19 protein-coding genes and 1 pseudogene are annotated in these 19,436 nt (G+C 72.0%); 7 read left to right on the plus strand and 13 right to left on the minus strand.

Annotation, left to right across the window (positions count from 1 at the left end; all coding sequences use genetic code 11):
- Positions 1–5: 5 nt before the first annotated feature.
- Positions 6–986: a VTT domain-containing protein gene (locus ACIHEJ_RS31750; protein WP_400140835.1), complete on the minus strand. Its 981-nt coding sequence runs from the start codon at positions 984–986 to the stop codon at positions 6–8.
- A 148-nt stretch (positions 987–1,134) separates the two neighbouring features.
- On the opposite strand from ACIHEJ_RS31750, the gene ACIHEJ_RS31755 reads away from it, so the two are divergent.
- Positions 1,135–1,500, plus strand: coding sequence for a YbjQ family protein (locus tag ACIHEJ_RS31755; protein ID WP_400140586.1), 366 nt, complete (start codon positions 1,135–1,137; stop codon positions 1,498–1,500).
- 28 nt (positions 1,501–1,528) lie between these two features.
- Here ACIHEJ_RS31755 and ACIHEJ_RS31760 read toward each other — a convergent pair whose 3' ends face one another.
- A complete protein-coding gene (locus ACIHEJ_RS31760; RefSeq protein ID WP_400140588.1) occupies positions 1,529–2,299 on the minus strand; it encodes a MerR family transcriptional regulator in 771 nt (256 codons plus the stop codon).
- Positions 2,300–2,471: 172 nt separating this feature from the next.
- On the opposite strand from ACIHEJ_RS31760, the gene ACIHEJ_RS31765 reads away from it, so the two are divergent.
- The gene (locus tag ACIHEJ_RS31765) at positions 2,472–3,878 is read left to right on the plus strand and encodes a glutamate decarboxylase (protein ID WP_400140590.1); all 1,407 of its coding nucleotides are present in this window, start codon (positions 2,472–2,474) and stop codon (positions 3,876–3,878) included.
- Positions 3,879–4,219: 341 nt separating this feature from the next.
- On the opposite strand, the pseudogene ACIHEJ_RS31770 reads toward ACIHEJ_RS31765, so the two are convergent.
- From ACIHEJ_RS31770 to ACIHEJ_RS31785, 4 genes and pseudogenes are all read right to left on the minus strand, one after another.
- A pseudogene (locus ACIHEJ_RS31770) lies at positions 4,220–4,439 on the minus strand (PadR family transcriptional regulator); the annotation flags it as partial.
- 30 nt (positions 4,440–4,469) lie between these two features.
- Positions 4,470–5,018: a DinB family protein gene (locus tag ACIHEJ_RS31775; protein ID WP_400140592.1), complete on the minus strand. Its 549-nt coding sequence runs from the start codon at positions 5,016–5,018 to the stop codon at positions 4,470–4,472.
- 117 nt (positions 5,019–5,135) lie between these two features.
- A complete protein-coding gene (locus ACIHEJ_RS31780) occupies positions 5,136–6,596 on the minus strand; it encodes an aldehyde dehydrogenase family protein (RefSeq protein WP_400140594.1) in 1,461 nt (486 codons plus the stop codon).
- A gap of 91 nt (positions 6,597–6,687) precedes the next feature.
- Positions 6,688–7,512 carry a helix-turn-helix domain-containing protein gene (locus ACIHEJ_RS31785; protein WP_400140837.1) on the minus strand — a complete coding sequence of 275 codons (825 nt, stop codon included), beginning with the start codon at positions 7,510–7,512 and terminating at the stop codon, positions 6,688–6,690.
- Between the two features lie 367 nt (positions 7,513–7,879).
- Here ACIHEJ_RS31785 and ACIHEJ_RS31790 point away from each other — a divergent pair, with 367 nt between their 5' ends.
- Positions 7,880–8,353 carry an ATP-binding protein gene (locus ACIHEJ_RS31790; protein WP_400140597.1) on the plus strand — a complete coding sequence of 158 codons (474 nt, stop codon included), beginning with the start codon at positions 7,880–7,882 and terminating at the stop codon, positions 8,351–8,353.
- 110 nt (positions 8,354–8,463) lie between these two features.
- Here ACIHEJ_RS31790 and ACIHEJ_RS31795 read toward each other — a convergent pair whose 3' ends face one another.
- From ACIHEJ_RS31795 to ACIHEJ_RS31810, 4 genes are all read right to left on the minus strand, one after another.
- The gene (locus ACIHEJ_RS31795; RefSeq protein ID WP_400140599.1) at positions 8,464–8,733 is read right to left on the minus strand and encodes a DUF397 domain-containing protein; all 270 of its coding nucleotides are present in this window, start codon (positions 8,731–8,733) and stop codon (positions 8,464–8,466) included.
- A gap of 158 nt (positions 8,734–8,891) precedes the next feature.
- Positions 8,892–9,356 (minus strand): SRPBCC domain-containing protein, encoded by a 465-nt coding sequence (locus tag ACIHEJ_RS31800; RefSeq protein WP_400140601.1) that lies wholly within the window; start codon positions 9,354–9,356, stop codon positions 8,892–8,894.
- A complete protein-coding gene (locus ACIHEJ_RS31805) occupies positions 9,353–9,706 on the minus strand; it encodes an ArsR/SmtB family transcription factor (RefSeq protein WP_400140603.1) in 354 nt (117 codons plus the stop codon). The genes ACIHEJ_RS31800 and ACIHEJ_RS31805 overlap by 4 nt, the downstream gene beginning before the upstream one ends.
- Positions 9,707–9,717: 11 nt before the next feature.
- Entirely contained in the window at positions 9,718–10,089 is a 372-nt protein-coding gene (locus ACIHEJ_RS31810; protein WP_400140605.1) for a VOC family protein, read from the minus strand.
- Positions 10,090–10,284: 195 nt separating this feature from the next.
- Between ACIHEJ_RS31810 and ACIHEJ_RS31815 the strand changes: the two genes are divergently transcribed.
- Complete coding sequence (locus ACIHEJ_RS31815) at positions 10,285–10,767, plus strand: hypothetical protein (protein ID WP_400140607.1); 483 nt, start codon at positions 10,285–10,287, stop codon at positions 10,765–10,767.
- A 115-nt stretch (positions 10,768–10,882) separates the two neighbouring features.
- Positions 10,883–11,401 carry a DUF4232 domain-containing protein gene (locus tag ACIHEJ_RS31820; RefSeq protein ID WP_400140609.1) on the plus strand — a complete coding sequence of 173 codons (519 nt, stop codon included), beginning with the start codon at positions 10,883–10,885 and terminating at the stop codon, positions 11,399–11,401.
- Position 11,402: 1 nt separating this feature from the next.
- Here the strand turns inward: ACIHEJ_RS31820 and ACIHEJ_RS31825 are convergent, their stop codons facing one another.
- Positions 11,403–12,512: a DUF2786 domain-containing protein gene (locus ACIHEJ_RS31825; protein WP_400140611.1), complete on the minus strand. Its 1,110-nt coding sequence runs from the start codon at positions 12,510–12,512 to the stop codon at positions 11,403–11,405.
- Positions 12,513–12,681: 169 nt separating this feature from the next.
- Between ACIHEJ_RS31825 and ACIHEJ_RS31830 the strand changes: the two genes are divergently transcribed.
- Positions 12,682–13,419, plus strand: a complete 738-nt coding sequence (locus ACIHEJ_RS31830; protein WP_400140613.1) for a Clp protease N-terminal domain-containing protein — start codon at positions 12,682–12,684, stop codon at positions 13,417–13,419.
- 49 nt (positions 13,420–13,468) lie between these two features.
- On the plus strand, positions 13,469–15,157 hold the full coding sequence (locus tag ACIHEJ_RS31835; RefSeq protein WP_400140615.1) for a bifunctional 3'-5' exonuclease/DNA polymerase: 1,689 nt from the start codon (positions 13,469–13,471) through the stop codon (positions 15,155–15,157).
- Positions 15,158–15,176: 19 nt separating this feature from the next.
- Here ACIHEJ_RS31835 and ACIHEJ_RS31840 read toward each other — a convergent pair whose 3' ends face one another.
- Together ACIHEJ_RS31840 and ACIHEJ_RS31845 are read right to left on the minus strand one after the other, a co-directional pair.
- Entirely contained in the window at positions 15,177–18,320 is a 3,144-nt protein-coding gene (locus ACIHEJ_RS31840) for a BTAD domain-containing putative transcriptional regulator (protein WP_400140839.1), read from the minus strand.
- Positions 18,321–18,747: 427 nt separating this feature from the next.
- On the minus strand, positions 18,748–19,436 hold a 689-nt coding region (locus tag ACIHEJ_RS31845; RefSeq protein WP_400140617.1), incomplete at its 5' end, for a glycosyltransferase.

The raw sequence follows: 19,436 nt of genomic DNA on the forward strand, positions 1-19,436 counted from the left end.
GGTGGCTACTGCCGGCGGTAGTCGTACGGGTACTGGTGCTGGTCGTACGGCTGCTGCTCCCCGTAGGGCTGCTGCTCCCCGTAGGGCTGCTGCCCGCCGTAGGGCTGCTGCCCGCCGTAGGGCTGCTGCTCGCCGTAGGGCTGCTGCGGCGGGTACTGCTGCCGGTCGTAGTGCTGGTTGTCGTACTGGTCGTACTGGTTGTCGTAGCCACCCTGGTGCCAGTGCGGCTGGTCCTGCTCCTGGTGCTCGTACGGCTGGTCGGGCTCGATACGGCGAAGCTGGGTCGTGGCCGTGTCCATCGCGGGGGGCTGCTGGTACCGGGGGGCCTCGGTGCGGCGCGGGGGCTGCGGGGCGGCCTCGGCGGGCTTCTTCTGCTTGCCGCGGGCCCGCAGCAGCTCGATCGCGACCGGGATCACCGAGACGAGGACGATCAGGATGAGGATCGCCTCGATGTTGTCCTTGACGAAGGGAATGTTGCCCAGCCACGAGCCGAGCAGGGTGACGCCCGCGCCCCACAGCACGCCGCCGATGACGTTGAAGAGCAGGAACGAGCGGTACTTCATGCCGCTGACGCCCGCGATGATCGGCGTGAAGGTGCGCACGATGGGCACGAAGCGGGCCAGGACCAGGGACTTCGGGCCGTACTTCTCGAAGAACTCGTGCGCCTTGGTGACGTTCTCCTGCTTGAACAGGCGCGAGTCCGGGCGGTTGAACAGGGACGGGCCGACCTTCTTGCCGAACATGTAGCCCGCCTGGTCGCCCAGGATCGCGGCGAGGCAGATCAGGGCGATCGCCCCCCACAGCGGGAAGTGCATCTGGTGGGAGGTGATCAGCAGACCGCAGGTGAACAGCAGCGAGTCGCCGGGCAGGAAGAAGCCGATGAGCAGGCCGGACTCGGCGAAGACGACGAGCAGCAGACCCCAGATGCTGTACGTGTTGAGCAGATAGTTGGGGTCCATCCAGCTCGGGCCGAGGGCGAGTGTCATCACGGGTCCGGGCTCCTGGGGGTGAAGGCGGCTGCGGCGGCTGGACGTCGGGGGTGCCGCACAAAGCTATCAACGCGAGGTGACCGCCCCGGGTTCCACCAGCGTCTCCAGGATGCACTGTGTGGTGACTGGGAGAAAGCTGTGACTCATGGGACTCGATGACTACGGCGGCGGCCAGGGGCCCCAGCCGGACGTGCTGGTCGTGACGACGAACGACGTGCCCGGATACCGGGTGCACCAGGTACTGGGCGAGGTCTTCGGGCTCACCGTGCGCTCCCGGCACCTCGGCAGCCAGATCGGCGCCGGACTGAAGTCGATGATCGGCGGCGAGCTGAAGGGGCTCACCAAGACGCTCGTGCAGACCCGCAACCAGGCCATGGAGCGGCTGGTGGAGCAGGCACGCGCGCGTGGGGCCAACGCGGTGCTGATGTTCCGGTTCGACGTGACGGAGGCCGCGGACGTGGGCACCGAGGTGTGCGCCTACGGCACGGCGGTGGTCCTGGCCCGGGAGTGAGCCCCGTGCACTCCCGGGCCAGGACCGGTCAGGAGCCGGTGTGCCGGTCGGCGTTGGCGAGGATCGCGTCGCGCAGGTGCTCGGCGAGGCCGGGGCCCATGGCGTCGTAGTACGCCTTGAAGCGCTCGTCGGAGACGTACATCTCCCCGAAGCACCGGTGCATCTCGTACGGGACCTCGAAGAACCACCTGTTCATGTGCTGCCGGTGTTCCTCCGCCATGTCCATGGCCGCCTCGCCGGACGGCTCCTCCCCGGCGGCCATGAGGGCGGCGTACCTCGCCTGCCAGTCGTCGACCTCGTCCTTGATCCGCTTCCAGTCCTCCTTGGTGTAGCTCGCGGCGCGGCGCTGGGACTCGGCCCAGGCCTCGGTGTCGCCCCAGCGCTGCTCCGCCTCCTCGGTGTACTCCTCGTTGAAGGGGTCCTTGTCCCCGAACACCTCGAAGCGCTCCTGCGGGGTGAGGTTGATGCCCATCGTGCGTGCCTCCATGGCGTGCTCCACGGCCGCGGCCATCTTCTGCAGCTTCTCGATCCGGGCGGTCAGCAGTTCGTGCTGGCGGCGCAGATGCGCCCGCGGGTCGGCGTCCGGGTCGTCGAGCAGGGTCGCGACCTCGTCGAGCGGGAAGCCGAGCTCCCGGTAGAACAGGATCTGCTGGAGCCGGTCGAGGTCGGCGTCGTTGTAGCGCCGGTGGCCGGCGTACGTGCGCTCGCTGGGCACGAGCAGGCCGATCTCGTCGTAGTGGTGCAGGGTGCGCACCGTGATGCCGGCGAACCCCGAGACCTGTCCCACGGAGTAGCTCACGTCTTCCGCTCCTTGTCGTCGGTACGCCGTCCACGCTGAGGCCTCACGTGACGTGAGGTGCAAGCCCGGGCTCGCCGTGGTCCGCATCCGGGATCGCTCCGGGTACGGAGTCCGGGTCGTTCCGGATGTCCGGTCCGGGCCGTCCGCCTATGGTGGCCGAGAGGAGGCACCCATGGCCCTGCACAAAGGTCCCGAGAAGCACCAAGAGCGGCAGGTCTCGGTCAACCCCTTCTTCGGGGAGGCCAACCCGGTCGCCGGTATGACCGAGGCGCCGCCCACGCACCGGCTCCCCGACGTCCCGCTGGCGCCGAACACCGCCTACCAGTTGGTGCACGACGAGCTGATGCTGGACGGCAACTCCCGGCTGAACCTGGCCACCTTCGTCACCACCTGGATGGAGCCGCAGGCCGGGGTGCTGATGGCGGAGTGCCGGGACAAGAACATGATCGACAAGGACGAGTACCCGCGCACGGCCGAACTGGAGCGGCGTTGCGTGGCGATGCTCGCCGATCTGTGGAACGCGCCGGATCCAGCGGCGGCGGTGGGCTGTTCGACGACGGGGTCGAGCGAGGCCTGCATGCTCGCCGGGATGGCGCTCAAGCGCCGCTGGATGCAGCGCAACGCCGACCGGTATCCGGGTGCGCGCCCCAATCTGGTGATGGGCATCAACGTCCAGGTGTGCTGGGAGAAGTTCTGCAACTTCTGGGAGGTGGAGGCCCGGCTGGTGCCCATGGAGGGCGACCGTTTCCACCTGGACCCGCAGGCGGCGGCCGAGCTGTGCGACGAGAACACCATCGGGGTCGTCGGCATCCTCGGCTCGACGTTCGACGGTTCCTACGAGCCGATCGCCGAGCTGTGCGCGGCCCTGGACGCCCTGCAGGAGCGCACCGGACTCGACATCCCGGTGCACGTGGACGGGGCGTCCGGCGCGATGGTGGCGCCCTTCCTGGACGAGGACCTGGTGTGGGACTTCCGCCTGCCGCGCGTGGCGTCGATCAACACCTCGGGGCACAAGTACGGGCTGGTGTACCCGGGCGTCGGCTGGGCGCTGTGGCGGGACAAGGAGGCGCTGCCCGAGGAGCTGGTCTTCCGGGTCAACTACCTGGGCGGCGACATGCCGACCTTCGCGCTGAACTTCTCCCGGCCGGGCGCCCAGGTGGTCGGGCAGTACTACACGTTCCTGCGGCTGGGCCGCGAGGGGTTCCGGGCGGTGCAGCAGTCGACACGGGACGTGGCGCGCTCGCTGGCCGGCCGGATCGAGGCCCTCGGTGACTTCCGGCTGCTCACGCGCGGGGACGAGCTGCCGGTCTTCGCGCTCACCACGACCGACGACGTCACGTCGTACGACGTCTTCGACGTCTCCCGGCGGCTGCGCGAGAGCGGCTGGCTGGTGCCCGCGTACGCCTTCCCGGCGAACCGGGAGGATCTGGCCGTCCTGCGGATCGTGTGCCGCAACGGCTTCTCCCACGACCTGGCCGACCTGCTGGTGGACGACCTGACCCGGCTGCTGCCGGAGCTGCGCCGGCAGCAGCATCCGCTCACCCGTGACAAGGAGGCGGCCACCAGCTTCCACCACTAGGGGGTTTCGTTCGGATCAGGGCGGATCGGGCCGCGGCGTCCGGTGCGGTGCATCGCACGGCGGAGGATCACCCGCGTACCGGGCGTACTCGGTGGTCCGACGACGCCGTGCCGGGCGTCACGGACCCGGGCTGACCCGAACGAAGCCCCCTGGGCCGCGCCTGCCGCCACCGGCCCGCGCATGCCGTCACCAGGCCGAAGGGTTCGCCCTCGCCGCGGCGACGGTGCAGGCACCCGCCTCCAGGCTGTCGACGAGCCCGTGGGTCCGGACCGCGTCGGAGTGGGCCGTGCGGATCCGCTCCGGCAGCAGCTCCAGTGCCTCGGCCCGGGGTGCTCCCGGCCCCCAACGGCCGTGGACGGCGCGGTCTCGTGCGCGTGCAGCAGTCCCTGCTCGGCCATCCGCTTCTGGGGCGTGGCGGATCGAGCCCGGCTCGGCGTTGGACCACTCGCGCGCGCCCCGGTACTCCAGGTCGCCGCGCACCTGGTAGCCGTGGGGCCGCCCGTGCCGGCGGACGGCGCCCGCAGGGACGGCGCCCAGCACGAGCAGACGGATCCCCGGCATGGGGTCCAGGGCAGGCCCCGGGCCTTGCGGTCACCCCCAGGACGTGCCCTCCTCCAGGGCCACCAGCTCGAACGCGGTCTTCCCGTCCAGGGACTCGCGGATGATGTCGGCGTGGCCGGCGTGCCGGGCCGTCTCGCGGATCAGGTGCAGGCACAGCCAGCGCAGCGACACCCGGCCCTGCGGCGGGAACCAGGGGTCGGGCGGCAGCGGGAAGCTGTCGTCCAGGCTCGGCACCGAGCGGATGAACTTCTCCGTCTCGGCGGCGACCTGCTCCCAGTACGCGAGCTGGGAGGCGACCGTCTCGTCGCCGATCAGCTGGAAGGTCTCGTGCCAGTTCGACTCGTCGCGCCGGATCGCCGGGGGCTCCTGCTTGGCGCGGGCGATCCAGCTCTGTTCGACCTCGGCGACGTGCTTGAGCAGCCCGCCCAGGGACAGTTCGCTGGCGCTGGGGCGGGTGCGGGCCTGCTCGTCCGTCAGCCCGAGCAGGGCCCGGCGGACGCCGCCGCGCTGCTCCTCGATGAACGCGAGCAGCGCCCCGCGCTCGTCGCCCTGGGTCTCCGCCGGTACGTGCTTGACCATGACCGTGCCGCCTTCCCTCGGTTCGCCGGGCCTCCTGCCCTGACAACGAGGACAGTACGGGCCCAGTAGGTCAGATCCTGTCCGCTTGGGCCCGCCCGCTCCGAGAACCTCGGAACCTCAGAACGGGAACCCGCTCCGGCCGTGCTGCACCGAGATCCACTTGACGGTGGTGAAGGCCTCCAGCGTCGTCTCGCCGTTCAGGCGGCCGATGCCGGAGTGCTTCTCGCCGCCGAAGGGGACGATCGGCTCGTCGTGGACCGTGCCGTCGTTCACGTGGAACATGCCGGTGTCGATCCGCTTGGCGAAGGCGACACCCCGCTCGATGTCGCCCGTGTGCACGGCACCGCTGAGGCCGTACGGAGTGTCGTTGACGATCCGGACCGCGTCCTCCTCGCCGTCGAACGGGACGAGGAAGACCACCGGGCCGAACACCTCCTGCTGGAGCAGCGCGGAGTCGGCGGGGACGCCGGTGAGCACACTGGGCTCGACCAGGTTTCCGGAGGTGCCGCCCCGGACGAGGGCGGTGGCGCCCTCGGTGAGCGCCTGCTCGACCGTGCCGGAGACGGCGTTCGCCTGCTGGGAGTTGATCACCGGGCCGATCACGGTCTGCGGGTCGCGCGGGTCGCCCACCTTCAGGGTGCGGACCTTGGCGACGAACTTCTCCGTGAACTCGTCGGCGACCGAGCGGTCGACGAGGACCCGGTTCGCGGCCATGCAGACCTGGCCCTGGTGGACGAACCGGCTGAAGACCGCCGCGTCCACCGCGTAGTCGATGTCGGCGTCGTCCAGCACCACCAGGGCGCTGTTGCCGCCCAGTTCGAGCACCGAGCGCTTGAAGTTCGCGGCACAGACGGTGGCGACGTGCCGGCCGACCTTGTCCGAGCCGGTGAAGGAGATGACCTTCGGGACCGGGTGCTCGATGAACGCGTCACCGATCTCGGCGATGTCCGTCACGACGACGTTGAGCAGGCCGCCGGGCAGCCCGGCCTCCTCGAAGATCTTCGCGATCAGGGTGCCGCCGGCGATCGGGGTGTTCTGGTGCGGCTTGAGGACGACGGCGTTGCCGAGCGCCAGCGCCGGGGCGACCGACTTCAGCGACAGCAGGAAGGGGAAGTTGAACGGGCTGATCACGCCCACGACACCCACCGGCACCCGGTAGACGCGGTTCTCCTTGCCGTCGGCCGGCGAGGGCAGGATTCTGCCCTCGGGCCGCAGCGCGAGGTGGATCGACTCGCGCAGGAACTCCTTGGCGAGGTGCAGCTCGAAGCCGGCCTTCACGCGGGTGCCGCCCAGTTCCGCGATGATCAGGTCGGCTATCTCCTGTTCGCGGTCCTCGATCAGCCTGAGCGCCCGCTCGAAGACCCCGCGCCGGCTGTAGGGGTTGGTCGCGGCCCACTGCTTCTGGGCGCGGGCGGCGGCCCGGTAGGCCTGGTCCACCTCGTCGACCGTGGCCACCGTGATCGAGGCCAGCTTCTCGTCGTCGTACGGGTTGAAGTCGATCACGTCCCAGGAGCCGGTGCCCGGACGCCACTCGCCGTCGATGTACTGCTGGGCCAAGTCGGTGAAGTAGGACGACATCTGATCCCTCAATCGCTAGCGGCCACCAGAACTACGCCATGCCTGATCGCACGTCATCGTACTTGTGATTGAAGGGAGTTGAGGGAACAGGTCAGGACAGTTGAAGGAGTCCGCGGAGCAGGTCCCGGCTCTCGTCGGGGCCCGGGCTGTCCTGCTGCAGTTCCTTCAGCGCCTGCTCGTACTGGGCGACGTCCTCGCGCTTGTCCAGGTAGAGGGCGCTGGTCAGCTGCTCCATGTACACCACGTCGGACAGATCGGTGTCGGGGAAGCTGAGGATGGTGAAGGCACCGCTCTCGCCGGAGTGCCCGCCGAAGCCGAACGGCATGACCTGCAACCGCACGTTGGGCCGCTCGGAGACGTCGATGAGGTGCTGGAGCTGGCCGCGCATCACCTGGCGGTCACCGTAGGGGCGGCGCAGGGCCGCCTCGTCGAGGACGATGTGGAGCTCGGGGGCGTTCTTGGCGAGCAGGTACTTCTGCCGCTCCAGGCGCAGGGCGACCCGCCGCTCGACGTCGCCGGCACTCGCGCCCTTCATGCCGCGCCGGACCACCGCGCGCGCGTACTCCTCGGTCTGCAGCAGGCCGTGCACGAACTGCACCTCGTAGACACGGATCAGCGAGGCGGCGCCCTCCAGGCCCACATAGGTGGGGAACCAGCTGGGCAGGACATCGGTGTAACTGTGCCACCAGCCCGCCACGTTGGCCTCGCGGGCGAGGGAGAGAAGCGACTGGCGCTCCGCCTCGTCGGTGACGCCGTACAGCGTCAGCAGGTCTTCGACGTCTCTGGTCTTGAAGCTCACCCGGCCCAGCTCCATCCGGCTGATCTTCGACTCGGAGGCGCGGATCGAGTAACCCGCCGCCTCGCGCGTGATGCCTCGCGCTTCCCGCAGTCGCCTGAGTTGCGAGCCGAGCAGCATCCGCCGCACCACCGATCCGGGCTCTCCCGCGCTCACGTTCGCCAGCCTCCCCAACCGTCTTCAGGGCCCGTCAGTCTGCCACTAAAACACTTCGAGCAGTACTCGTCCGGTTACGGAAACGGAAAGACGTCGGCCGTTTCCGCCTGCCTGTGGTCGGGAAGAGGTCAGGACCACTGACGGAAACCGCCGCGAGGATGGCGGAAAAAATGGCCAAGAAGCGGTACGGGAGGGGCTATTTCGGTCGCGTGCACGTGCATCTGCCCTTGCATCTGCTTCCCGCATCCGAAACCATGGTGCCGCGCCACCGCTGCATCGCTATGACCGCGAACACCCGGGAGTGCCTCGCATGGGGACGAATGGATCGACCATGCTCAAGCCGTTACGGCAGGGCCTTCCGCCACTGGACCCCGCGGCCGTGTCCAACGCCGCCTCCTGCGCCCTGCCCGCCCGTTACGAGGCGGTGCGCGAGGCCCGGCGCTTCACCCGCGGCACCCTCGACCAGTGGGACGTCGGCGACCGCTTCGACGACATATGCCTGGTCGTCTCCGAACTCGTCACCAACGCCCTGCGGCACGGCCTGCCCACCGAGGCGGGATGCCCCGAACACGCCCAGTCCGTGCGGCTGCACCTGTTGTGCTGGAGCGAGCGGCTGGTGTGCGCGGTGCGCGACCCGAGCCACGAGACACCGGTGCCGCGCGACTCGGACGACTTCTCCGCCGAGTCCGGACGCGGCCTGTTCCTGGTCGACTCCTTCGCGGACAGCTGGGGCTGGCACCCGCTCGCCGGCACCCTCCAGGGCAAGGTCGTCTGGGCACTGTTCCGACTGCGGACGGCCGACTGAGGCGGTACGGCACCTACGGACGCCCGTTGTCTACGCGCGTCACCGACGCCTACGCCCCTGCCGGCCGCCACCGACATCGTTGCCACGCACGTCCATGCGCCGTCAGGGCATCAGCTCGCCACCAGGTGGTCGAACTCGCCGTCCTTGACGCCGAGGAGCATCGCCTCGATCTCCGCGCGCGTGTAGACGAGCGCCGGGCCGTCCGGGAAACGCGAGTTGCGTACGGCCACCTCGCCGCCCGGCAGCCGCGCGAACTCCACGCAGGAACCCTGCGAGTTGCTGTGCCTGCTCTTCTGCCAGGCCACTCCGTCCAGCTGCGTGGCAGCCATGCCGTTGTACACGTCGTACCCCCCGTACACGCCGTCAACGTCGCGGTCCACAGGTCGCTCCCCGGTGGTGCACTGGCTGATGTGGCCATAGATGCTGTGGTCAACTGACCCGGATCATAACCTTCTTCATATGCAGATGCGTGAGCAGATGCACGTGCACGAGGGGTGTTCCCGCGATTACAGTTGTGACGTCCGCGCCGTCAGCACCCCTATCGGAGCTGCTCCAGCGTCTGCCCGAGAGCCGGTAGGACATGCCCCCTCCACCCTCCGCCCATGATCGTCCGCGCCATCAGCTGAGCCGGATCGTCCGGGTCGAACCCCGCGTGCACAAGGAACAGACGCGTACCGCGCCCTTCCTGTTCCAGGGTCCAGGTGACGGTCCAGTCGGCGGGGTTGGCGGGATCGGCATCCGCCCAGCGGAGGGACAGCATCCGCTCGATGTCGTAGGCGAGCACCCGCACTTCCACGACGCCGGAGAAACGGGCGTTGGGACGCGGGACGGAGGTCATCCGGTACCCGTGGCCGACCTCGAGGCGGAAGTCCTCGGCGCCGGGCATCTGCCAGCGGGCGAGCAGCTCGGGGTCGGTCAGGGCGCGCCAGACCTTGGCGGGCGGGTGCGGGAAGAACTGGTCGACGCGCAGGGTGGTCAGGTCGTCGTCGGGTTCGGTGCTCATGAGGGGTCATCGTCGGGCATGCGGTCGAGCAGATCGCCGAGGCCCTTCAATTGCTCGCGCCAGAACCGCTCGTACGGATGGAGCCAGTCCTGCACCTCGGCGAGGGGGGCCGCGCGCAGACGGTAGATGCGCTGCCGGCCGGAGCGCTGCTCGGCCACGAGGCCGGCCTCCCGGAGCACTTTGAGGTGCTCGGAGAGGCTCGGGCGACGCATGTCGAAGTGGTCGGCCAGGGTCTGGACGGGCTGGGGTCCCTGCTCGCGCAGCAGCCGCAGGACCTCGCGGCGGGTGGCGTTGGCGAGCGCGGCGAAGACGCGGTCCGCGGCGGCCTGTTCGGCCCCGGCTGTGGGCATGGCCGGCCTTTCTACTGGTGGGCCTCCGTGAGCAGCATCAGACCGTTGCCGTCGGGGTCCCGGAAGGAGGCCATCCGGCCCCACGGGTACGCGTCCGGGCCCTGCACCTCGGTGCCCGCCTCGGCAAGCCGGGCGCAGTCGGCGTCGACATCGGTCGTCACCAGCATGATCCCCCGCGCCGAGCCGGGTTCGAAATCACCCATGCCCGGACCGGAGAGCGTGAAGACGGTCTGCGCCCCCTCGGGCGCGACCTGGAGCCAGCGCCCCTGGGGCAGCGGCAGGTCGGCGGTGACCTGGAAGCCGAGGACGTCCCGGTAGAAGCGCAGGGCACGGTCCTGGTCGGCGACGGGCAGGGTGAGGAAGGAGGCGTGGGTGACGGTCATGGGACGACAATAGGTAGGGAATTCCCTACCGGTCAAGCGTAGGGAGACGCCTACCCATGGCATCCGGTCAGCTGCCGGAGCGACATCGGCAACGCTTCCCTGCCCGCATCCGGGGGGTCTTCCAGGGGCTGCTGGTAGCTTGCTGCGGGCCGTCCGGCGGAGGGCGGCCGGCCGCTACAGCTTGGGAGCTTTCCGGTGACTTCTGCGACGGCAAGGGTGCGGGCCGCGACCGTGGCCGCGGGACTGGTGGGCGCGCTCGCCGCGCTGACCGCGTGCGGCGGGGGCGGCGGCTCGAAGGGCACGTCCGCCACACCGAGCGCGACCGTGACCACGCCGGCCGCCACGGGGTCGGCGGGGGTGACGGACGCCGCCGACAAGCTCCAGGGCAGCTGGGTCACCACGTCGGGCGGCAGGATCGTGGCCCTGGTGATCAGCGGGAAGCAGGCCGGACTCTTCGTGACCGGCGGCAAGCAGTGGTGCCGCGGCACCGCCGGCGAGGAGGCGGGGATGCGGATGATCCATCTGACCTGCCCCGACGGCGACAAGGCGCGGGTGAGCGGGATGGTCGACTCGGTGGACGGCAAGGGCATGCGGGTGACCTGGTCGGGCAAGACCGGGCAGGAGTCGTACACCAAGGCCGACGGCGGCGAGTTGCCGTCCGGTTTCCCGAAGGCGTGAGCGCGGACCGGGGCACCGCCACCTGAAGCGGTGACATCCGGAGGGGCGGGCGAACCGGCCCACGGCCGAGGCGCCATGATGCAGGAGCACCGTCACGACCTCGATGGGACAGTTCATGCGCGTCATTCCGCTCACCGTCACCGCCCTCGCCGCCGCCCTGCTGCTGACCGCCTGCAACGACGACGGCGGGAGCAAGAGCGGCGGCAAGGACAGCTCCGCCTGCCGGCTCGGCGGGGTCTCCGTGCAGGTCGGGTCGGCGAGCGTGGCACCGGCGGCCGGGGACACCGGCGAGATCCCGGTCAGCATCACCAACCAGAGCAAGCCGTGCACCCTGGACGACTTCCCGGGCGTCACCCTCGACCGGAAGGGTGCGACCGCGAAGCTGGCTCCGCAGAAGGGCGCGCAGGCACAGAAGCTGAAGCTCGCCAAGGGCGACTCCGCGACCTTCACCATCAGCTATGTGCGCGGCAAGGCGGGCGACTCCACGAGCCTGCCGGCCACGGACATGAAGATCACCCTGCCCGGTGGCGACGCCGCGCAGAGCTTCCCCTGGAAGTACGGTCCGGTCGCCGGCCAGGGCAGCCAGGGCGGTCCGGACGCCTCCGTGAGCGCCTTCCAGCAGGTCGGCGACTGAGCTACTCGAGTCGTCGGCGGGCCTTCACCTGTGCCTCGTCGGCCGCTCGTGCGCCCTCCGTCCAGCCGGCCGCGTCGCTCACGCCGCGCAGCCGGGTGGTGGTGGTCTCGGGGAACATGCGTTCCAGGCGGCCGGTGACGGCTACGGCGCGCGTGGCCAGCACCGGCAGCAGGTCCTGGGTGACCTGGGTCTGCGCGGCGGACGCCAGCCGGTCGCCGACCCGGTGGGCGTAGGCGGCGAGGAACGACTGCCGGAACGTCTTGGTGCGCTTGCGTCCGCCGGCGCGCTGAGCCGCCTCCGCCCTGGTCATCGCGTGGGTGGCCTGCACCAGCAGCGAGGTGTAGAGCAGCTCGACCGCCTCCAGGTCGGCCTCGAAGCCGACCACCGTGGAGAAGGCGAAGGCCTCGTTCCACACCGCGCGGCAGTGGTTCGCCGTGGCGACCGCGTCCAGCAGCACCGCCTTGGCCTGCTCGTACGGCGGCTCGACGCCGATCCGGCAGGCTCCGGGCGCGTCCGGGGCGGGCGCATCGGCGGCGAGCAGGGCCTCGTCGACGCTGTGCCGGGCCATCAGCTCCTGCGCCTTGGCGCTGAGTGCCTCCGCCTCCTCCGGGTAGCCGGTCGCCTCGGCCTTGGCGAGCAGGGCTCGGATGCGGCCGAGCATGCGGGAGGCGGCCGGGCCGGGTGTGCGGCGGCGCTCCTCCTCCAGGGGCTCCAGGGCGGGCAGGCGCAGCAGCAGGCGGTACAGCTCCAGCAGGGCCGTGGCGTGCGAGAAGCGGTCGCCCGCGCGGGCGGCGCCCTCGGGCAGCGCCTCCAGTTGGGCGGCCCAGCGGTGTCCGCGGGGCCGGTCCCGTCCGCTCTGGGCCCGGATCAGGGCGGCGGTGAGCCGGACATGTGTCTCCTCCAGCTCCCGCCGCACCAGCCGGACGACATCGGCGGGCTGCCAGCCGCGCTGCCAGGCGCCGGCGAGGAACTCCTCGCCCCGCCGGGCCAGTTCGCCGTCCGCGGCGGGGTCGGCGGCGAGCAGGGAGGCGCCGGTGTCGAGTCCGGTGTCGGTGCCGTCGTAGAGGGCGGCCCGGAAGGCCCGCTCGACGGTGCTGGCAGTGCTGGTCACACCGTCGATCGTGCCATGCCGTACCGACAGCGGGCCGAGAGTTGTCCACAGGCTGTGGACAGGGCGGGTGGTGAGTTCGTTCGACGGTGACGGCGGCCGGCACCGGAGAGTGGAGAGTCGCTGTCAACCGATGGTTGACACCCTGGGAGGCGCAACCTACGGTTGACACATGGCGACCCCACCGAACATCACGGCATCCGTACGCCTCGACGACCTCATCGAGGCCATCAAGAAGGCCCACGTCGAGCCGCTCGAGCAGCTCCAGGACGCGGTGATCGCCGCCGATCACCTCGGTGACGTGGCCGACCACCTGATCGGCCACTTCGTCGACCAGGCCCGGCGCTCGGGCGCGTCCTGGACCGACATCGGCAGGAGCATGGGCGTGACCCGGCAGGCGGCGCAGAAGCGGTTCGTGCCGAAGGAGTCGGGCGAGTCCGCCCAGGACTTCAGCCGCTACACCACGCGCGCGCGGAACGTGGTCATCGCCGCGCACAACGAGGCGGTGGCGGCCCGCACCCCCGAGGGCCGGCCCGAGCACCTGGTCCTCGGCCTGCTCGCCGAGCCGGAGGGCCTGGGCGCGAAGGCGATCACCGAACAGGGCGTCCTCCTGGACGCCGTACGCCGGGCCGCGACCGCCGCGCTCCCGCCCGCCGCCGAGGACATGCCCGACCTCGTCCCCTACGGCGCCGACGCCAAGAAGGCCCTGGAGCTCACCTTCCGCGAGGCCCTCCGGCTCGGCCACAACTACATCGGCACCGAGCACATCCTGCTGGCCCTGCTGGAGCACGAGAACGGCACGGGCGTCCTCAGCGGACTCGGCATCACCAAGGCGGCGACCGAGGCGTACCTCGCCAGGGCGTTGTCCCTGCTGCTGGAGCAAGGCCGGCAGGAGGGGGAGAAGGGCTGAAACTTGCAGGTCACAGCGATTGTCAGACCCCCCTGACACACTCGTGGTCATGGCCGACCGGTGGGCGCTCGCACCGGCCGAGGACGGAGGCGTGGACGTCGCTCCCCTCGGCCCGGACGGGCTGCCCGCCGGACCGGTGCGGCGGGAGAGCGATCTCGCCGGGGCGGTGCGGAGCCGCCCGGAGGTGACGCGCTGGGTGTGGCGGTCCACCCCCGAGGTCTACCCGCGTCTGCTCGCCACGGGGGTGCGAGTGGAGCGGTGCTACGACATCGAGGACGCCGAGACACTCCTGCTGGGCCACGAGGGACGGTACGGCGAGCCGCGCTCGGCCGCCGCAGCCCTGGCCCGCCTCCGCGGCGGCCCCGTACCGCCCGACCCGCCGCAGCGCGCGGCCGAACCGGGCGCCCAGTCACCCCTGTTCGAGCCCGCGGGAACCCACCTGCCCCTGCCGGACCTGCTCGCGGTCTACGCCGACCAGCTGCGGCGGCACGAGCGGTGCGCCCACCCGGACCGGATGCGGCTGCTGACCGCCGCCGAGTCGGCCGGGATGCTGGTGGCCGCCGAGATGAACCACGCGGGCCTGCCCTGGAGCGCCGGCGTCCACCGCGAGCTGCTGCACGAGCTGCTCGGCGAGCGGTACGCGGGCGGCGGCGAGCCCCGCCGCCTCGCCGAGCTGGCCGACGAGGTGTCCACCGCGTTCGGCCGCCGGGTCCGCCCCGACCTGCCCGCCGACGTGGTCAAGGCCTTCGCGCAGGCCGGGATCAAGGTCAGGTCGACCCGCCGTTGGGAGATCCGGTCCGTCGACCACCCGGCCGTCGCTCCCCTGCTGGAGTACAAGAAGCTGTACCGCATCTGGGTGGCGCACGGCTGGTCCTGGCTCCAGGACTGGGTGCGCGACGGCCGGTTCCGCCCCGAGTTCCTCGCCGGAGGCACGGTCACCGGGCGCTGGGTGACCAACGGCGGGGGCGCCCTGCAGATCCCCAAGGTGATCCGCCGGGCCGTGGTCGCCGACCCCGGATGGCGGCTGGTGGTGGCCGACGCCGATCAGATGGAGCCGCGGGTGCTCGCGGCCATCTCCCGTGACCCCGGCCTGATGGAGGTGGCCGGCCGGGAGAGCGACCTCTACCAGTCCGTCTCCGACCGCGCCTTCTCCGGCGACCGCGACCAGGCCAAGATCGCGGTGCTCGGCGCGGTCTACGGCCAGACCTCCGGCGACGGCCTGAAGAACCTCGCCGCGCTGCGCCGCCGCTTCCCCAGGGCGGTGGCCTATGTGGACGAGGCCGCGCGGGCCGGCGAGGAGGGCCGGCTGGTGCGCACCTGGCTGGGCCGGACCTGTCCGCCCGCCGCCGGTTCGGGAGAGGACGCGGCGGAGGAGGCGGGCATCCCCGTCAGCGAGGACGACCACGAGGGGCAGAACGCCTGGGTGCCGGGCTACGCCTCGACCGACTCCCGCGCGCGGGGCCGCTTCGCGCGCAACTTCGTCGTCCAGGGAAGCGCCGCCGACTGGGCGCTGCTGATGCTCGCCGCGCTGCGCCGGGCCTGTGCGGACCTCGAGGCCGAGTTGGTCTTCTTCCAGCACGACGAGGTGATCGTGCACTGCCCCGCCGAGGAGGCCGGCACCGTCGTGCAGGCCATCCGTGACTGCGCCGGCCTCGCCGGACGGCTCACCTTCGGCGAGACGCCGGTCCGCTTCCCTTTCACGACGGCGGTGGTGGAGTGCTACGCGGACGCCAAGTGAGGCCGGCCGACAGCTCTGTTCAGTCGGCGAGCAGCTGCCGCAGCTCCGCCAGTACCGCCTGCTCGTCCGTGCCGTCCAGCGCCGTGAGCGCCGCGCGCCAGGCCTCGTGCGCCTCCGCCCGCCGTCCCTGCTCGCACAGCAGCAGCCCGTGCTGGTGCCGGGCCAGGGCGCCCGTGTAGCGGTCGGCGCGGGCGTCGGCCCGCCGCAGCAGCTCGGCGCACTCGCCGCCCGCCCGTTCGGTCTCGCCCAGCTGCCGCAGCGCGCGGACGAGCCCGAGCCGGGTCTGGGCCTCGCCGTGCCAGTCGCCGTGGCCGCCGAGGATGCGCAGGCTCTCCTCGAAGTGCCTTGCCGCCGCGGCCGGTTCGCCGAGGGTGAGCTGGGCGTAGCCGATGTTGCAGTGCGCAGAGTGCTGCACGATGACCGCGCCGATCGCGTCCCCGATGGCCAGTGACCGCCGGTGCTGCTCGATGGCGGCGCGCGGGTCGGTGTGCTCGTACAGATTGCCGAGGTGGCTGTGGGTGACGGCCTCGCCGTACAGGTCGTTCAGCCGGCGCGAGTAGGTGAGGCTCTGCCGCAGCGCCTCCCCGGACTCCGCGAACCTCCCCAGCCCCTCCAGCAGCAGCCCGCGGTTGTTCAGACAGCGCCGGATCCTGGAGGCCGCGCCGAGCCGCCGCCAGATCTCCAGGGCCCGGTCGGTGAGGGTGAGGGCGTCGTTCAGCCGGCCGGTCAGGAAGTGCAGGCCGGCCAGGTCGCCGAGCGCGTAGGCCTCGGCCGCCGCGTCCCCGAGCCGCCGCGCCACCCCGAGCGCGGCCCGTCCCAGCACCTCCATCTCGGCGACCTGTCCGCCGCGCTGGACATAGGGGAAGAGCAGCCGCGCCAGCACCGAGAGATGGGCGGCCGCGCGCGTGTCGGCCGTGTCCGCGTTGCGCGCCACCAGGGCGACGACGTTCTCCAGCTCCATCTCGCCCCAGGCGAAGGCCGTCTCGGCGGACTCGAAGGACGGTATGGCCGCCACCTCCGCCGTGTGCTCGGCCGGCTGCGCGGAGGTCGCCCGGAGCCGGTCGTCCTGGTCGATGCCGGGCTCGACGGTGACGCCGAGCACCCGCTCGGCGACGGCGCCGTACCAGCGCAGCGCGGTGCGGTCGGGGGTGCCCATGTCGGTTGCGCGGTCGGCGAGTTCGCGGGCGAAGTGGCGGACGAGGTCGTGCGGGGCGTAGCGGCCGTACGCCGTCTCCTCCAGCAGGGCGACGTCGACCAGCCGGTCCAGGGCGGCCTCGGCGCGGCGCTCGTCGGTGCCGGTGAGGCGGGCGATCAGCGGGGCACCGTAGGTCGGCAGGTCGAGCGCGCCGATGTGGCGCAGTGCGCGGGCCGCGTCCCGGTCGGCCTCGCGTCCGGCGGCGGCGAGGGCGTCGTGCGCGACGGCCAGGGAGCGCCGGACGCTCAGGTCGTCGTACTCCAAGTGGTGCAACCGACCGCCGGTCGCGGCGAGTTGACCCGCCAGCGCATCCGGGGTGAGGGCGCGGCGGGCGGCGAGCCGGGCGGCGACGACCCGCAGCGCCAGCGGGAGCCGGCCCGTCAGCTCCACCAGGGGATGCGCGGCGTCCAGCCCCTCGCGCCCGCTGACCGCGCGCAGCAGGGCCGCGCTGTCCTCGCCGGTCAGCGGGGCGAGCGGGAAGCGCCGGGCGCCGTCGAGGGCGGTCAGCGGGGAGCGGCTGGTGACGATCACCGCGCAGCCGGGGCCGGCCGGCAGCAGGGGCCGTACCTGGGCCGCGTTCGCCGCGTCGTCCAGCACCAGCAGGATGCGGGCCGGAGCGAGCAGTGAGCGGAGCAACGCGGCGGCGGCGTCCGGGTGTTCCGGGATCGCGCGGGGCTCGGCTCCCAGGTCCCGCAGCAGCGCGGAAAGCGCCTGCGCCGAGGTGAGCGGGGTCATGCCGGGGGTGGCGCCGTGCAGGTTGACGTAGAGCTGGCCGTCGGGGAAACGGTCCCGCAGCTCATGTCCGACATGCAGCGCGAGGGCGCTCTTGCCGACTCCGGCCATGCCGCTGATCACGGCGACGGCCGGGGCCGGGGCGGGCGGCTCGGTCAGCGCCAGGCGCAGCGCGCCGCGGATGCCGGTGCGGCCGGTGAAGTGCGCCGGGGGCGGTGGGAGCTGGGCCGGGCGCGGGGTCAGCCGGGCGGCCGGGCCGCGGCCCTCCGGCCGGGGCGCGGGGGGCGGCGGCCCGCTCTCGCCGGCGTCCCCGCCCGCGGGCGCCGTGCGGTCGGTCCGTCGGCGGCCGGCCTCGGCGGCCGACGCGGCGTCCGCGCGCTCCTCATCCCCCCGCTGCCCCTCGCCGGCCCCCCGCAGCACCTCGACGTGCGCCTCGCGGACCGCCGGGCCGGGCTCGATGCCGAGTTCCCCGACCAGGCGGGCGCGCAGATCGCGGTGGACGGCGAGGGCCTCGGCCTGGCGGCCGGTGCGGTGCAGGGCGAGCATCAGCTGACGGTGGTACGCCTCGCGCAGCGGATACTCGGCCACGAGCGCCGACAGCTCCGGGACGAGCGCCGACAACCGGGCTCCGCCGAGCGCGAGTTCTGCCTCGTAGCGCCACTCCAGCACGAGCAGCCGCGCCTCCTCCAGGCGCTGCACGAAGGCGTATCCGCCGAAGTCGGCGGGGAGTCCGCCGAGCGGGGTGCCGCGCCAGAGCGCGAGCGCGGCCGTGCACGCGCGGACGACGCCCGGCCAGTCCCGCCGGGCGTGCGCGGACCGCGCCTGGGCGACCCGGGCATCGAAGACGTGCACGTCCAACTCGCCCGGGTCGACACGCAGGACGTAGCCCGGCGGCACCGCCCTGAGCCGCTCGGGGTCGTCCAGGAGCCGGCGCAGCCGGGTGACGTGGTTGTGCAGGGAGGCCTGCGCGGAGACGGGCGGCGCCCCGCCCCACAGGGCGTCCTTCAGCGACTCGACCGAGACGACACGGCCGGGCTCCATCAGCAGGGCGGCGAGCAGGGCGCGCACCTTGGGGCTGCCGATGGCACGGACGCCGTCGTCGGGGCTGTCGTCGGAGGTCTCCCGGGAAGTGCCGCCGGCAGTGCCGTCGAGGGTGTCGTACGAAATCTCGTACGGCGGTCGCTCGTACAGGACCGGCGTTCCCAGCAGCCCGAACCGCAGCCCGCACCGCTGCATCACGCCGCTCCACTGCCTTCCCGCGCGGTCGGGGCCGACCGTGCTCCACGGCGGGCCCGCGCCCTCCGTCACCTGGCGGAAATCCGCCCTGTTCACAGCGGTTTCCCGCCACCTTCCGCCTGCCGGACCGGCCGCGATTCCGCCTGCACGACGGCCTGTTCGGGCTGTCGCCGGGCGACTTCCGGCCAACCGGTCCACGGCCTTCCGACGAACCGTTGGCCACATGTTAGCGATCCGTTGGCGAACCCTGATGTGATCATTCCATCGGAGCTGGTTCTACGGCGCGCGCGACAAGTCGCGTAACTCGGGGGAGTGTCGCCGCAGGCCAGGTCCGGGGACGTATCAGGGCCCCGGTCGGCGGAGGTGAACGACCGGGGTCCCGTCCCGTTTTCTTCCCGCGCCCCCGGCGCGTCGGTCAGCGACCGGCTCAGATCACCGGGGGACGTCCCAGCCGGGTGAGCCGCCACACCGTGCGCCAGCGCATGGGACGCCGTTCGCCGGCCGGTTCCCGCAGCCCTTCCGCGAACCCGGCGAACCATGCCCGGAGCCCGCCCGGCGAGCGGGTGCGGGCGAGGGTGAGGAGCGTCCACACCCCCAGGTGCACCGGGACGAGCGGCAGCGGCAGCCGGCGCCGGACGAGCCAGACGCGGTTGCGGGCGTTGACGCGGTAGTAGATGGCGTGCCGGGCCGGTGAGGTCCTGGGGTGCTGGAGCAGCAGCTCGGGTGCGTAGCGGATCTTCCAGCCGGCGTCGATGGCGCGCCAGGCCAGGTCGGTCTCCTCGTGGGCGAAGAAGAACTCCGCGGGCCAGTCCCCGATCTCGTCCAGCATCGCCATGCGGAAGGCGTGCCCACCGCCGAGGAAGCAGGTGACGTACCCGCCACGCATCGGATCGGACCTGCCCACCCGGGGCACGTGCCGCTGCTGGGTCTCGCCGTGCTCGTCGGCGATGCGGAAGCCGACGATGCCGAGGCGCGGGTCGGCGGTGCACAGGTCGCGCACGCGGCGCAGGACGTCGGCGTAGACGAGAAGGCCGTCGTCGTCCAGTTCCACGACGATGTCGGTGTCGCCGTACTCACGCAGCCGGGCGAGGGCGACGTTGCGGCCGCCGGGGCAGC

It is taken from the genome of Streptomyces sp. NPDC052301, assembly GCF_044593395.1.
Classification (GTDB): Bacteria; Actinomycetota; Actinomycetes; order Streptomycetales; family Streptomycetaceae; genus Streptomyces.